Annotated in this window: 8 protein-coding genes; 6 read left to right on the top strand and 2 right to left on the bottom strand. The window is 35.1% G+C overall.

The window, feature by feature from the left end:
- The first annotated feature begins 1 nt into the window (after nt 1).
- The 6 genes from BWZ20_RS01605 (at nt 2) to BWZ20_RS01580 (ending at nt 14847) form a co-directional block, all read left to right on the top strand.
- Entirely contained in the window at nt 2–1471 is a 1470-nt protein-coding gene (locus tag BWZ20_RS01605; RefSeq protein WP_076615351.1) for a gliding motility-associated C-terminal domain-containing protein, read from the top strand.
- Nucleotides 1472–1520: 49 nt separating this feature from the next.
- On the top strand, nt 1521–4106 hold the full coding sequence (locus BWZ20_RS01600; RefSeq protein WP_232217128.1) for a PorP/SprF family type IX secretion system membrane protein: 2586 nt from the start codon (nt 1521–1523) through the stop codon (nt 4104–4106).
- 65 nt (nt 4107–4171) lie between these two features.
- The gene (locus BWZ20_RS01595) at nt 4172–12394 is read left to right on the top strand and encodes a T9SS type B sorting domain-containing protein (RefSeq protein ID WP_076615346.1); all 8223 of its coding nucleotides are present in this window, start codon (nt 4172–4174) and stop codon (nt 12392–12394) included.
- 31 nt (nt 12395–12425) lie between these two features.
- Nucleotides 12426–13415, top strand: coding sequence for a type IX secretion system membrane protein PorP/SprF (locus BWZ20_RS01590; RefSeq protein ID WP_076615343.1), 990 nt, complete (start codon nt 12426–12428; stop codon nt 13413–13415).
- A gap of 53 nt (nt 13416–13468) precedes the next feature.
- Entirely contained in the window at nt 13469–14284 is an 816-nt protein-coding gene (locus BWZ20_RS01585) for a DUF1853 family protein (RefSeq protein WP_083677133.1), read from the top strand.
- Nucleotides 14275–14847 carry a pseudouridine synthase gene (locus BWZ20_RS01580; protein ID WP_076621222.1) on the top strand — a complete coding sequence of 191 codons (573 nt, stop codon included), beginning with the start codon at nt 14275–14277 and terminating at the stop codon, nt 14845–14847. The genes BWZ20_RS01585 and BWZ20_RS01580 overlap by 10 nt, the downstream gene beginning before the upstream one ends.
- Here the strand turns inward: BWZ20_RS01580 and BWZ20_RS01575 are convergent.
- Together BWZ20_RS01575 and BWZ20_RS01570 are read right to left on the bottom strand one after the other, a co-directional pair.
- Entirely contained in the window at nt 14837–15577 is a 741-nt protein-coding gene (locus tag BWZ20_RS01575; protein WP_157358296.1) for a hypothetical protein, read from the bottom strand. The two genes, BWZ20_RS01580 and BWZ20_RS01575, sit on opposite strands and share 11 nt — an antisense overlap.
- Before the next feature lie 98 nt (nt 15578–15675).
- Nucleotides 15676–17184 (bottom strand): DEAD/DEAH box helicase, encoded by a 1509-nt coding sequence (locus BWZ20_RS01570; RefSeq protein WP_076621221.1) that lies wholly within the window; start codon nt 17182–17184, stop codon nt 15676–15678.
- Between the last annotated feature and the right edge of the window lie 54 nt (nt 17185–17238).

Here is a 17238-nt window from a genome sequence, read left to right as displayed (position 1 = left end):
TATGCCTCAAACTACTAAACTAAATAAGTTGCTTATATCGTTCTGCCTAGTTGTATCTCTGCTTTCATTAAAACAAGTTGAGGCACAGTTGGTCATTGGTCAGCCTAATTTAGGCTTTACCCAAGCATGTGCTAGTGATGCTTTTAATACCTATAGCGTTACATTTGTATTTTCACCAGCGTCTGCTCTAAATCCTTCAAATCAGTTCTCTGTTGAGCTATCTGATGCAGATGGAAGCTTCTCTAACGCAGAAGTTATTTATACGTCTTCAACAGGATCGGTCACTACATCACCTGCAACAATAGACTTTTCAATTCCTCAAACTACTTCTGGCGAAAATTATAGAATTAGAGTTAAAAGTAGTTCTCCTGTTGCAACGAGTACACCTTCTGTGCCTTTTGCTGCGTATTATAAGCTTCAAGATTCACCTTTTACAATAAATAATTTAGTTTCAACTGGTGCTTATTGTACGGGTGGAAATTACTTGTTAACCATTGACAATCCTGGCACAGCTAATAATGATTCCCCTCTCAATTATCCTTCTTTAACATTCAATTGGTTTAAGGAAACTGGTCCAACGACCTCAGTTTTTGTGGCAGAAGGATCTTCGCTATTGGTTGATGAAGAAGGAACTTACTTTGTAGAAACAAATTATGGGACATGTACATCTAACTCATTTTCAAACAGAGTAACAATAAGCGAGGTTAGTACATCTGGCGAAGCCGATGTTACCATAGCATCGAGTTTAGGAAACCCGTATTGTCCAGAACAAGGACTTACAACATTAAGTACAGTTGGTGGCAATAGTTACCAATGGTTTAAAGATGGTGTTGAAATAGCAAATGCTACAAATCAAATGTACCAAACTAACGAGTCTGGTACGTTTTCAGTTCAGGTAGATTTGGGTGATTGCTCAGCATTTGGCAGTATAGACTTAGTTAGTGAGCTTTTTAATAGTGCAATAAATGTAGAGGACGTTAATCAAATTCTAGAGGACGAAACCTTAACTATTGAAATTACAACAGATGCAGTTAGTCCAGAATTTACATGGTATTTAAACGATGAAGTTATCACAGAAGCAACTGAAAATACATACGAAGCTTCAGAGATAGGAAACTACAGTGTAATAATTACTGAAACCGTAGGTTGTAATGGTTCCAGAACTTACGATTTTGTTATAGAACGAGGTGTTGAGCCTTTTCCAGATGTATCAAATATCCCAAATGTTATAAGCCCTAATGGAGATTTTATTAATGATACTTGGGTTATTCCACTAGAATATACAACTGGAACAAATACGGAGGTAATAATACTAAACGAACAAGGCAGAGTCGTTTTTCAAACATTAGATTATCAAAATAATTGGCCACAAGATAATTTAAACCTTACAAGTGTTAATCAAGTGTTCTACTACATTATAACACCTGTAGAAGGTAATGTAAAAAAAGGATCAATAACCATAGTAAAGTAGCATGAAAGCACATCTATTGATACTATTTATATTGCCCCTTACCATTCAGATGGCATTTTCGCAACAAGATGACGGAGTTGTTTCTTTTGATTTACCAATAAGAAACTCTTTGGTTTTTAACCGTTACAACATCAACCCTACCTTTACGTTTGTTAGAGAGCAAAACAAATACATTAGTTTTAATAATAAAAGACAGTGGGTTCAGTTTGATAATGCTCCAGAAATGTTCTTAGGAAGTTTCTCAGGTCGTTTTGCTGAAAATATTGGTGCTGGTGTTGCTGCATTTCAACAAAACTATGGTGTTTTAACCACTTTTGGTGGTCTTTTAAACTTTGCTTACAACGTTAAATTAAATACCAATAGTAATTTAACTTTTGGTCTTAATTCGGCTGCCTATAAAAGTGGAGTTAACACATCTAATATTGTAGTAAATTTCGACGACCCATCGTTACAGAATGTTCCTGAAAACTTTTTACTAACTGTAAATCCAGGTATTAACTACGGAACAGAGTTTTTAGATTTTGGTGTATCCATTAACAATCTGGTATTATATAATTTTGAAACGTCTTCACTTATAGAAGAAGATCCTAAACAAAGTATAAAAGCCCATGCAATGCACACAGGCTTTTTTGATGGTCGCGGCTTCTTTAAGGACACCAAGTTCTCTGCAATCTTGATGTCTGAATTTAGAAATGACGAAACCATCATATCTGGATTAGCAATGATAAATGTCCCTAAAGGTATTTGGTTGCAGGTAGGATATAATAATCGCTATGGTGTATCTGGTGGAATAGGTCTCAATGTTACAAAAAACATCGCCCTAGAGTATAATATTGAAAAGTCTATTGGTGAGTTAGTGGAGTTTGGATCCTCACATGAGGTTACTTTGGCATACAGATTTATTACCAGAAAGAAGTTAGACTATAATGGCGACGAAGAAGTTAGTGGGTTGTTTACTAAAAAACGAAATAAACCTACAGTGCAAGCCTCTGATGAAGAATTGGCAGGTATAAGAGAACGTGCTGCTGAGCGTAGAGCGCAAACCAAATTAGACAGAGAAACTGAAGAAAAAGTCAAGAAAGATGCTGAGGCTAATGCCATTGCAGAAGCTAAAGCAAAGGCAAAACAACTTGCAGAAGAAAAAGCTGAACGTGAGGCTAAAGCAAAAATAGCTCGTGAAGAAGCTGAAAGAAAAGCACAAAAGGAGGCTGAAGCTAAAGCAAAGTTAGTGGAAGAACAAAAAGTTAGAGAAGAAATTTATAAACGTGAAAAGAAACTGGCTGAAGAACGTTCTAAAGAACAAGCAAAACAATTAGCGGAACAGAAAGCGCGTGAAAAAGCTGTTGAAAACGCTAGATTACTGGCCCAGCAACAAGCCAATGAAGAAGCCGAAAGAAAAGCACAGGAAGAAGCTGATGCTAAAGCAAAACTACTGGCAGAACAAAAAGCCAAAGAGGAAGCCGAAGCCAAAGCTCGAGCACAACAACTAGCGGAACAGAAAGCTCGTGAAGAAGCTGCTGAAAAAGCAAGATTGTTAGCTGAGAAACAAGCCAAAGAAGAAGCCGAAAGAAAAGCGCAGGAAGAGGCCGACGCTAAAGCAAAGTTACTGGCAGAGCAAAAGGCTAAAGAGGAAGCTGAAACAAGAGCTAAGGCACAACAGTTAGCGGAACAGAAAACGCGTGAAGAAGCTGCTGAAAAAGCTAGGTTACTAGCTGAGCAACAAGCTAAGGAAGAAGCGAATGCAAAAGAGGAATTAGTAGAAAATCCAAAAGATGACATAGGTAAAACTATTGCTTCGCTGACTAAAGATGCTGAATCATCTAGTGAACAGCAAAATAAACTTCTTCAAGAATTTGAAAAGATTGTTAATATAAAAGACGAAGATTTACAGGATTTAAAAGAAGAAAATGATTTAAGTGACCAAGGAATAGCTGTTAAGCCAAAACCATTTAAAAGTGTAACCGCTGAAAACAACAAACTTAATGCTATAAAGTCTGATTTAGATGAAGTCATTAAATCTCAAACTGAGAAAATAGATTCTTTAAATTCACTTTATGAAGAACGTTATAAAACAACAAAGCTTGATGAAGTCAATCTATTCTATAGAAAGAAAATAGAAGATTTAAAACTTAAACAAGCCGAAGCCAAAACGTTAAGAATTCAACTCAACAATAGATTAGAAATTATTAAAGAAGCAACAGAGTTTGAAAAAAGAAGACGAATTAAGCGTGCCGCCTATGATAATGACCAGGATAGATATGCGCAAGATAGAACGATGCTTCAAAATATAAAACGTACAACAAAACCTGCAGAAACACCATATACTTCTGATGATTTTGACTTTGGAGAAGCGCAAAGCGAAAATATTCAGATTTTAAAGAATGTTAAAAACACAGAAAGTGGTTACTACCTAATCATTGCTGTACATAGTGATATAAATAAGAGAAACGATTTTTTAACTAAAGTAATAGCTTCGGGTCGCGCTAATGTAGATTTCTTCTACGATGTCAACACGAGTAAATACTACATTTACTACAGTAAGTTTGATAGTATAAGTGCTGCCAATAAGGCTATGGAAGACAAAGGAAATAAACCATACAATGAAAAAATGTCCCTCATAAAAATTGAAAATTAATAAGTTAAGCCATTCTTCATAGGTACTTTGCCCCAAGTATTTATAAGGAATTAAAACCAAGTATCATGAAAAAACCTACTTTTTCAAGAGCATTAATAATTATAATATTACTATGCTTTGGTATGGTGAATTATGCACAAAATTATGTGCCATTCACACCAAGATTTAATCAGGATTTAAAAGGAGACATTGTATTAATTGGGAATAATATTCTGGGTCCAAACAATGATCCGTTTAATGACGGAGCTGTCTACAACCACAATGTCAATATGCAATATATAGATATTGATAGTGATCCTTCAACCTTTAGCTCATCGAGCGCAGATTTAGAAATTCCGAATCCTAATTGTTACCAAATTATATATGCCGGCTTATATTGGGGAGCCGTAAATCCTGGAAACGAGCCAATCACTGAAGTTAAACTTAAAGGACCAACAGGAGCATATACAGATGTAACAGGAACTATAATATTTGATGCCAACGGTACAACCATAGATGGTGGCGATAGTTTTTCATATGCCTGTTTTGCAGATGTCACCAATTTTGTAACCAGCTTTGGATCTGGTGCAGACCTAGGTACTTACACCGTTGCAAACGTGTCATCTGGAGTTGGTGAAACAGCAAACTTTAATCCATATAACGGTACAGGTCAATCTGCTGGTTGGTCTTTATTTATTGTGTATGAAGATCCTACGCTTCCGGGTAAATCCATTACTAGTTTTGATGGTTTTAGTGCAATTAGTGTTCCTGGTGGCAATCCAAACTTGGACATTCCTGTAAGTGGATTCAGAACAGTTCCTGCTCCTGCGCCAGTACGAGCTAATTTTGCGTTTGCTACGCTAGAAGGTGATAGCCCTATCTTAGGTGATAGATTACGATTAAATGGTGTTAGTTTATCTACTGCAGATCGTCCTGTGGCTAATTTTTTCAACAGTTCGGTAACAAGATTAGATGCCACTCCGGTGACAAACCGTGTTCCTAATAGTACAAATACACTTGGTTTTGATACAGGTACTATTGCCATTCCTAATCCAGGAAACTCGGTAATAGCCAATGACGCTACTTCTGGTACTATTCGATTAGAAACAAGTGGTGATACCTATTTTCCGTATTTCTTTGCTTTTGCTGTTGAAATTATTGAACCAGATATTGTACTTACAAAACTTGTTGAGGATGATGCTGGCAATGATATTGGTGGCCAACTCGTTGATCTTGGTGCTCAGTTGAATTATGTTATTGGTTTTCAGAATGTAGGTAATGACAATGCTACCAATTTTCAGATTCGAGATGTTTTACCGATTAATATTATTTATAATCACCCAACAGACTTAATTCTTCCGCCTGGTGTAACAGTTGCAAGTTACGATCCTGTAACTCGAGAATTGGTTTTTGATATTGATAATTCTCTTGTAGAAGAAAATGATCCTCGATACGAAATTAGAATTGAAGTTGAAGTTGTAAGTAGTTGTGGAGATTTAGCAGATGCCTGTTCTAACATTATAAATAATCAGGCTTTTGCCACATATAATGGATTCTATAATCCAACATTTCAAATTACAGATGATCCAAGTTTAAACAGTAATACAGGTTGTCTATTGTCTCCTCAAGCAACTAATTTCTTAGCAGATTTAGATTGCGAATTTGTTGAAGAAATTATTCTTTGTGGCGATACCGTTGAACTTACAGCAGCCAATGGCTATGATTCTTATGCATGGTCTACAAGTCCTACAGGCACTCCTGTGATTGGAAATACACAAACCATTAATGTAGATGCTACCGGAACTTATTATTCATTCAACACTGCTGTTGCTCCTTGTCAATCTATTGAGCAAATTTATGAAGTTGAACTTTTTGGTGGTGATATTGAAAATCCGATAATTCCTTATGCAGATGAAGTTGTGACTTGCCCTAATGACGGTAAGTTATTACCGAATATTTTCCTATGTGGTGCTGATGATTCAAGATTTATTGAAACCAATATATCTGATTCAATCTCTATTATCTGGGAACAATTGGATGAATCTAGTTGTGCTGCGGTTTCCGATCCTGATTGTGCTAATGAAGATCCTGGTTGTACTTGGAATGAAGTGGCTACAGGTGCTGACTTTTTAGCTAATACTGCTGGTCAATTCCGATTAACCATCAATTATCCTGGCGGATGTTTTAATCAGTTCTATTTTAACGTATATCAAAATTTATTAGTGCCAACAGTAGTATCAACAGATATTATTTGTACTACAAACGGAAGCATTACGGTTAATGATGTGCCTTCTGGCTATGAGTTTAGTATCGATGGCACAAACTATCAAACTAGTAATGTATTTACAGTAACTACACCTGGAATTTATCAAGTTTATGTAAGACAGATTGGTGTGCCAACCAATCCTTGTATTTTCTCAGTTCCTGATGTGTTAATTAGAGAGCGAGATTTTACGGTCACTTCTACAGTGACACAACCATTATGTTTTGGCGAATTAGGGAGTATTCAGTTAGCAGCAAATGATGTAGACCCTCAATATACCTTCACGCTCAGTGAAAATGGAACCATAGTTAATACTGTTGGTCCAATAATGGAAAACTCTTATTTATTTGAAAATCTTAATCCAGGAACTTATACAGCAACTGTAGAAACTGAAAATGGTTGTTTACACACCGAAGATGTAACTATTGTTGAGCCACCTTTATTAACGGTAACAGCAGCCGTAACAGTACCGTTAACTTGTACTGAAGGTGAAATAACCATTTATCCTGAAGGTGGAACACCACCTTACTTCTACTTTATTAACGGTTCTACAGATTTTCAAACTGTACCAGAAATTGTAGTGACTTCTGCTGGTACTTTTGATATTTTGGTAATGGACTCTAACAACTGTACGGCAACAACTACAATTTCGGTAGATGATATTCCTGCACCAGAATTTAATGTAGCATCAACAGATATTTTATGTGGTGGTACAGGAGATACAGGTACAATTACGATCAATGTTACAAATCCAAACGGAAATGCTATTGCGTATAGTATTGATGGCGGAACTACATTCTCTAACGCATCATTATTTACAGGATTAGTGGCAGGAAACTACGATGTTGTTTTACAATACACATCAGGTCCTTCGGTTTGTACTACTGATCCTCAAACTGTAACTATTATTGAAAATACAGCTATTTCTGGAACGGCAGAATTATCGGCACCTTTTACTTGTAATGGTACAGGAGAGATAACTGTTACAAATGTATCTGGTGGAAATCCACCATACGAATACAGTATAGATGGTGTTAATTTTCAAACCAGTAATGTATTCACAGGCTTAACGCAAGGCACTTATACCATCACTATTAGAGATACTAATATTTGTACAGCTGTTACAAACACTATTACAATCGACGCGTTAAATCCACCAACTGATATGGATTTTACAAATACTCCTGTAACGTGTCCTACATTAACTAGCGATGTTGCTATATCTAACGTTGTTGGTGGAAATGGTACTTTAGAATATCAAATTATAGCACCAGCTTCTGCTGCTACAGCGTATCAAACTTCAAATGTATTTACTGGTCTTGCACCAAACACTTATACTTTTCAGGTACGAGATGAAAACGATTGTACATATAGCGAATCTTATACTATAGATCCTATACCAAGTCCAACTATAAATGTTGTACTTGCTGAAACATTAGATTGTACTGCAACTCCTGATGCTGAGTTAACAGGAACCATTACAGGTACTGCTCCTTACACTTATGAAGTTTCTATAAATGGAGCACCTTATAGTGCTTTAGGAAGTACTCCTTCAACTTTTACTTATAATACTTCTACAGCAGGTACATATCAGTTTCAGGTAACTGATGCTAATGGTTGTACTGCTGAATCTGGAATTATAACAGTAAATCCTATTTCGCCTCCTGCTTTTAGTGCAGTTGTTGAAAGCCAACCGATACTTTGTAATGGAGATGCAAATGGATCTATAGACATTACCATAGATACTACTGTTGGTACTCCTCCATTTACTATAAATGTCAATAATGACACTACAGGAACTGATTATGGCACACAGACCTCTGGTTTAACTGCTGGTACCTATACCATCACTATAACAGATGCTAACTCGTGTGCTACAACTGAAACCATAACACTTTCTGAGCCAGATGCCATCACTTTCGATTTAAGTAAAGTAGATATTACATGTAATAATCCTGGAGGGTCTTCTTTAGGTTCTATTACCGTTGAAAATGTTGCTGGTGGTACTGCGCCATTTACTTATTTTATTTCTAACAATTTTGGAGATGTCATTCCTGGCAACCCATATAATGCGACTTCAAACGAGGATCATACGTTTAATATTATTAACTATGGAAACTATACTATTAATGTTGTAGATGCTAATGGTTGTAGTTTGTCGCAACAAATAACTATGGCTTCTCCTCCATCAGATTTAATTATTAATGTTAATATTTCTGTTCCAGATTGTACAACAGGTGGTACTGCTGAAGTTACTGCTGTATCTGCTGTAGGTAGTGGTAGTTATGAGTTTGGTATTTTAGAGTTCAACACTATTCCATATACAACAAGCTATTTACCACCAGACACTCCAGGTGGAGATACAAGAACCTTCACCAACTTAATTCCTGGTGTGGTTTACACCTTTGTTGTTCATGATTTAGTGACGGATTGTTACTTTGTAAAATCTGCTGATTTTGCAATTGACCCTGCTTCTACCCTAACTTCTACCGTGGCTCCAAACAATGTTACATGTCTTGGAGCAGCTGATGGAAGTGTAACATTTACAATAGATAATTTTGATAGCACAACAGCTTCTGTTGATTATGCAATCTATTCAGCGTTTGATAATCAATTGGTAGATGGACCAAACACTATTTCGGTAACATTTGGTACTCCTGAAACGGTTACAACTCCAAACCCAGGAACATTATCACCTGGTCAATATTACTTAGTCTTTACAGAAAATGGTTCAGGCTCTTTTAATGGTTGTGAAACGGCTTCACAAATATTCGAAATTCTTGAATCTCCAGTGGCTTTAGATTTAACTGTTTCGGTAGATCAAAATGCTAATTGTAATCCAAACTCTGGTGTTATTAGTGCCATAGGGCAAAATGGAACGTCACCATATCAATATCAAATCACTACTACTGCTACTGCTCCACTAGCTACTGATGCTGATTGGGATGCTTCAAGTGTGTTTAATGTTGATGCTGGTACCTATTACATTCATGTTTTAGATGCTTATGGCTGTATTGTAACAAGTCCTGCAACCATTGTAGATATGGATGATTCCCCTCAAATATCGGCTTCAGCAACTAACGCTTGTGAGCTGCAAGATGGTAATTACGAAATCGTAGTCAATTTAGATACACCAAGTACTGCACCATATAGTTTTAGTATAGATGGAGGTGCTTTTCAAACACAGTCTGCACCTTTCACAATCTCTAATGTATTTGCAGGTACACATACTATAGAAATTCAAGATGCTAATGGTTGTTCTGATTTGGTAACTATTGATGTTGCTGAACCAATCGATGTTGTTGCAGATGTTACTACATTGCCGTCTTGTAATAATGATGATGGTGAAATTACAGTAACAGGATCTGGTGGTTCTGGTACTTATGCTTATAGTATTTCTCCTAGTCCTGCTTCAGTAAGTTTATCTGGTAACACCTTTATTGGTGTACCTTCAGGTATTTATACAATTACAATTACGGATACGGTATTGTCTTGTACTTCTGAAACTACAATTTCAGTAAGTGAGCCAACTTTACCACAGTTTACATTAACATCAGATAGTGTAACATGTTTTGGTGATAATACAGGTGCCTTCGATATTAATATCACAAACTTTACTGGTGCTTATACCTATGAAATATTTGATAGTGTTGGTACATCTGTTACAGGTATTGTAAATGCTAACACAGCTACAAACCCATTGACGGTAACAGGTATGGAAGCTGGTAGTTTTGATGTTGTAATCACTCAAACAGATTTTCCTTATTGTTCTAATTCAGCTAGTGTAGTTATAACCTCTCCACAAGAGGCTTTAACTTTAAGTCTGGTTGAATCTTCAAACGTAACCTGTACAGATAGTGAGGGTACAATTACAGCTATCGCAGATGGTGGTTGGGGCAATTATGAATATGAATTAACAGGTGATGCTACTGTTACTTTTTCTTCAAATAATGTATTCGAAAATTTATCAGCAGGAACATATACAGTAAATGTTAGAGATGCTGAAGGTTGTATTGCTTCAGAAACGATAACACTAAGTTTACCAGATCCAATCACAGCGACGTTTACACCAAGCACGACTGTTTTAGATTGCTTTGGTGATCAGAATGCAAGTATAACTGTAGATATGGTTTCTGGTGGGCAAGGTAGCAACTATGTATATACTTTAAATACTATTTCACCTGTTGTAAGCTCTTCTGGCCCACAAATGTCTAACGTGTTTAACGATTTAGGCGCAGGAACTTACACTGTAACCATTACTGATGGTTTTGAATGTGAAATGACGTCCCTTGAAATTGAAATAGAAAACCCTACTCCACTCGATGTTAGTTTAGTAAGAACAACAACACAAACCTGTTTAACCGAATCTACATTAACACTTAGTGCTTCAGGTGGAACAGGACCATACGAGTATAGTAGTACTGTTGATTTTACAACAGTTATAGGAAGTTTTGCGTCTTCTACAACGTTCTCAGTTCCAGAAGGTACGTATAACTACTACGTGAGAGATGCCAACGGTTGTGTTTCTAACGTATCTAATGATATTACCGTTGATCCATTACCTGAGTTAGTAATAAATCTAGAATCTTCTAATCCAACTATTAATTGTGCTGGTGACAATACTGGATCAATTTTAGCCACAGCTCAAGGTGGATTAGGAGATTATAGTTATACGCTTCAAGATACATCTGGTGCAACTATAAATGCGACTCAAAATACACCTGGATATTTTACAGAACTTATAGCTGGTGATTATGTGGTGATGGTAGAAAGTGGAGATTGTGAAGTAACATCTGCTCCAATATCAATTACTGAGCCTACAACGGCATTAGACGCAACTATAGAAGTTAACAATATTACGTGTGCAGGAAACAATAATGGCTCTGTAATCGTTTCTGCTACTGGTGGAACAGGAACTATTCAATATGCCATTTCACCACAATTAAATCAGTTTTTTGAAACGAATTCGTTTGAAAATCTTTCTGCTGGTGAGTATACCTTAATTGTTCAAGATCAATTAGGTTGTTATTTAACGTTTGACTTCACCATTATAGATCCAGAACCAGTAGTTATTACCATATTACCAGACGCCTTTTTCCCTGTGTTATGTGATGGCGATACAGATGGCGAGTTCAGTATTGAAATTGATGGTGGTAATTTACCATACAGTGTAAGTCTTGATAGTTATGAAGGTCCTTATACCACAGGAAATGCAACACAAACCGTATTCGACTTTACTAATCTTGAAGGTGGTGACCACATCGTTTATGTACGTGATGCTCAAGGTTGTGAATCTGAATGGAACATCACTTTCCCTGAGCCTATTGTCTTTAATCCTGAAATTACTTTAGAATATACCTGCGAGAATAATGCACAAAGTAATATGGTAACCGTAATACTTGACGTGTCTGATGAAGAATTATCAGAGTTTGATTATTCTTTGGATGGTGGTGACTATCAATTGAACAATGTTTTTGAAAATGTACCTGTAGGCACAGGACATTACATAGACGTAAGACATACTAATGGATGTATACAAAGAACAGAACTATTTGATATTGAAGGTTATGAGCCTGTTGCTTTAACCTTAGCTGAAGGTGAACTTAATGAAATCATCGCAACTGCTACTGGTGGCACAGGAGACTACACCTTTACTTTGAATGATGAGAATTATGGAAGTACAAATGTTTATGCTATAACAGAAACTGGTGTATATGTCGTAACAGTTACCGATAGTGCTGGCTGTACTGCTGAAGCTGAAATTGAACTAGAATTTGTTGGGCCATGTATACCAAACTGGTTTACACCAAATGGAGATGGAGAATATGATACTTGGGCGCCAGGTTGTGTAGACAACTACCCTAACCTAACCTTCGATATTTTTGATCGTTATGGTCGTAAAATAGCTACCTACAGAGTTGGTGAAGTTTGGGATGGCAGATACAATGGTCACGAATTACCTACTGGTGACTATTGGTTTGTTGTACAGACTAACGACCCGAATGTGAATAAAGAATTTGTCGGCCACTTTACGCTATACAGGTAATCCCTTATTCTAATGAACTAAACCTACTAAGATGAAAAGAATTTTAATATACATACTATTCCTAACGGTAGCTCAAAGCTTTAGCCAAGAACTCAATTTACCAGTTTGGACGCAATATTTAGCAGATAATGATTTTGTAATTTCGCCAACCTATGCTGGTATTGGTGATAATTTAAAGATACGAGCTAACGGATTGACGCAATGGGTTGGTATTAAAGATGCTCCAGATAATCAATCTATTTATGCCGATTTTAGAATTTCTAATCGTTCAGGAATTGGAGTTTCGGCTTATAATGATAAAAATGGTAATACGCGTCAAAAAGGGCTTAAGTTATCTTTTGCACATCACTTAATTTTAGATTGGAAATCTAAGCAATACTTATCGCTTGGTCTCTCGTATAACATCAATAATTTTAGAATTGATATTGAAAACTTTAATACCACGTATGAAATCCCAATTTTAGATCCTGCAATAAATGGAGATAGAGCCATAAATAACAATAACTTTGATGCTGGTTTACTTTATCGATGGGACAAATTTTACTTTAGTTTTAATGCCAATAACCTCGTATCTAAAGATATTGATGAATTTACAGGAGGAATAGAGCCGCGCTTATTATTAAATTATCAGATGTATTCTGGGTACGTTTTTACACCAAAGCACAATAAATATGTTGAGTTTGAACCCTCTGTTTTCTTTCAGTTTTTTGATAGTGATAATCGTTCCGCAACAGATATTAACTTTAAGTACAGAAAATTTAATAGAGATGGTGATTATTATTGGATTGGTGCATCCTACCGTTTTTTAAATGACCAGTTTTTAGATCCATTAAACCTAGGACCTATGGCTGGCATACTTCATAATAAACTTTATTTTGCGTATTCTTACCAATTAACCTTCAATGATCTATCTGGTTTTAATTCTGGTACACACGTTATAACCATTGGTCTTAATCTTTTACAAAGCGCAAGTAATTGTCCTTGTACTAAAGGAACAAGTCAAAGTTATTATCGTTTATAATACTTATTTTCAATAGTTTTGGTATGCATAAAATTTATTAAATGAATTAAATATTGAAAACGTATTTTGATTTTACAGATAGGTTTATTGGTTTTCAAAACACTCCTCTATTATGGAATTCTGATGCTATAGATACTCTCGTTCAATTTAATATCGCACCTACGCAACGCAATTACAATGTTAAAAGTAATCAAAAAAAAATGCGCTTAGGCAAATGGGTTGAGAGCTTTACGGCTTTTCAATTACAACAAATTGAAGGAATAGAATTTATTGCTGAAAATCTTCAAATTATAACCAATAAGCAAACTATTGGTGAGATTGATTTTTTATTGCTCAATAATGAGGTTCCTATTCACTTAGAGATTGCTTATAAATTTTATTTGTATGATTATACAAATGAATACTTAAACCCTTTAGATTATTGGATTGGGCCAAACAGAACTGATAGTTTGTCGCTAAAACTTAAAAAACTAATTCAGAAACAACTCCCATTACTGTATAAGACAGAAACTAAATTAGCACTGAAAGAACTGGGTTTTGAGAATCAAAATTTTGAACAGTATGTAAACTTTAAAGCACAATTATTTGTACCATTAAACAAAAAGAAGATAGATTTTAACCTATTAAATAAAAAGTGTATTGCTGGGTTTTATTTACACTTTAATAATGTTGAAATATTAAAGAATAACCACTTTTATATTCCGAATAAATTAGATTGGCTGGTAGAACCCAAATTGAATGTTGAATGGCTGAGTTTTAACAACGCCAAAAATATCTTACGGATATTAATATCTAAACAACAATCGCCACTTTGTTGGTTAAAGGACAACGATAATCAACTCATAAAATGTTTTGTAACATGGTGGTAATAAAAGGCAATAGTTATTTTAAAATTTATAAACCTTACGGTTACCTTAGTCAGTTTGTAAATAATCAAAACAAAAGAAAGAATAAGAAGCTGTTGTCTGAATTATTTGATTTTCCTGAAAATATTATGGCTGTTGGCAGATTAGATGAAAAGTCTGAAGGCTTATTGCTACTCACAACTGATGGAAAATTTAGCAACTATATTACTAGTTTCGGTATTGAAAAAGAGTACCATGTTATGGTTGATGGTATACTAACAATAAATGACATCAAAGTATTAGAAAAAGGTGTAGAAATTTCTGTTAGTGGTAAGCCCTACCTAACAAAACCTTGCCATGCAACACTATTAACAGACACTTCTCACATAACTAAGCGCTTTGTTAGAGATAGTAAGCATGGGCCAACATCTTGGCTAAAAATAGTTTTAACAGAAGGAAAATTTAGACAAGTACGTAAAATGACAGCAAAAATAGGTTTTCCTACTTTACGCTTAGTAAGAGTTCGCATTGGCGATTATAAACTAGGAATGCTTAAACCTGGTGCCATAGAAAGGATTAATTATTAGAAGCTGTTTCTTTCTTTTCTAAAGCTTTTTCTTCTTCAGTCTTTTCTTTAATTACTGTTTTTTCGTTATTAAAAACAATAATAGCTTTTACACCTGTAAGTAAATTCCATTCTTTAGAAGAGATTTGCTTGCCTTGATCGTCGTATACAATAAACTCAGCTGTATTAGGACCAGACTCACCTTGATTCAATGCTGTTATTTCAATTGTATTCTTACCTTGTATTAAATCTACCTCTACTCTTCTGTAGCTACTAGTTAGTACTAAATTTTGCTTAATAACGGCACCATTAATAGAAATACTTACTCGGTCTCCATCTGGAAATTGGTGATCTCTACAAACAATATTTACAAATTTAGTGTCTACACGATGCTCACCTAAAAACTGGTCTGACATTGTTTTAATAACACCACCTTTTTCTAAATCTTTACTCCAACGTTTTTCAAAAATCTCAGACGGACTTTTTAATCCATCTTCTTCAATCATAGAAAAAGGTTTGTCAGATTTTTTTATAATAAACTTCTTCTTTTCATCTTCTTTACCGCTCGTTTTATCATCTTTTTTATCGAGCTTTGGTTCCACTTTTATTTTGGTAGGGAGCGAATCTTTTTTGGTTTCGGATGGTTCTGCAGGAATGCGAATAGTTTTATTTTCTTTATCTGGTACTTGCGCATAAATCGATGTGCCAAAAAGCAGACAAAGCAAGAGTAATATGTATTTAGTAATTCGCACTAAAATAAAGATGAATAATTAAGTTATAACCTTATAGTTCAAAAACCGTACCTACTCCAAAATAAACGTATAAAAATGTATTTCCTTACAAAAAAAAGTTAAAACTTACCGTTAAAGCTAATACGCAATTTACGGTTGTACTCTTCAAACAGCCAATCTTTATAATTATCAGTACTATTCATTATGCAGTAACAGTATTGCTTTATGCGGTATGCGATTTCGTCTTGCAATAATTTAACCAAGTCTCTAGCATCATAAACATCACTGCTATTCTCAATACAAATTTTAGAATGCTGTTCTATAGAGCGTTCTATAACTGTAAAAGATTTTTTACCTAAACTGATAACATCTTTATACTCGGCTCTAACATCAAAATTTAAATTATTAGAGTTTTTAAATTTCTCCTTTAATGTGTCTGGCATTACGTAGACAAAATCACGTTCTAAAGCTTCGTCATCAATGATATTCTCTAAATATAGATCTGGATATCTAAAAATGTGTTGCCAGTCTACAGGTTGACTCCAAGGCCCAAAGCGCGAAACATTATTTCCTAAATCTATAACTTGAAATGTTTTTCTGTCTTTGTAAATACGGCTGCCACGGCCAATCATCTGAAAATATAAGGTTAACGAGCGTGTCGCTCTGTTAAGAATTATAGACTCTACAGAGGGTTCATCAAAACCGGTTGTTAAAATACTTACAGATGTTAAAACCGCATCTGGTGTATTTTTAAACCATTTTAAAATATCTTTTCGTTCTTGTTTACTTGCGGTATTATCTAAATGTTGTACGTTGTAACCAGCTTTTTTAAAAGTGTAATAGACTTCTTTAGAGGTGTAAATCCCGTTATTAAAAATTAAGGTCTTCTTGCCTTTTGCTAATTCTTCGTATGCAGAAAGTAGTTTAGTTTGCATTAAAGAGTTGGTGTACAAAGCCTCTGAAGATTTAACAGTGTAATCTCCATTAATGCCTATTTTTAATGATGTTAAACCAACATCGTAATGGTATACCTCTGCACTAGCTAAAAATCCATTACTTATTAAAGTAGCAATATCATCTCCCACAATAAGTCTATCATAGTTATCCTTCATTGGTAGCTTTATATTGCTGCTTAGAGGCGTGGCAGTAACTCCTAGAATAAAACAGTGCTCAAAAAATTTAAATAACTTTCTAAACGAGTTGTAATGCGCCTCATCAATGATAACCAATCCAACGTTTTTTAGCTTAAAATCATTGTCGGATAGCCGATTGTTTAAGGTCTCTACCATAGCAACAAAACACTGGTATTCGTCCTGATCTGGTAAAGTTTTAACCTTACTATTAATAACCTTGTTCTTAACGTTAAACCCAGAAAGTACATTAGATGTTTGCTTACATAGCTCTATGCGATGTGTAAGAATCACGACTTTTTTGTTGTGTTTTTCTATATATCGTCTTACAATCTCAGAAAAGATAACAGTTTTGCCACCACCTGTAGGTAATTGGTAGAGCAAATTAAAATTATCTGCTTCTTCTGCCATAACATCAAAAATGCGATACAAATCTTTTATTTGATAATCGTAAAGTCGTTTTTCTGATGTTTTATCCTTAATGGTGTCTGTAGACATAAAGTTATTTGCTCCAGCGTTAATTTTCGCAAAAATAACATATTGTTGGTGTTT

The sequence above is a fragment of the Winogradskyella sp. J14-2 genome (assembly GCF_001971725.1).
Taxonomy (GTDB): Bacteria; Bacteroidota; Bacteroidia; order Flavobacteriales; family Flavobacteriaceae; genus Winogradskyella.
This window is presented reverse-complemented; position numbering and strand designations above follow the sequence as displayed.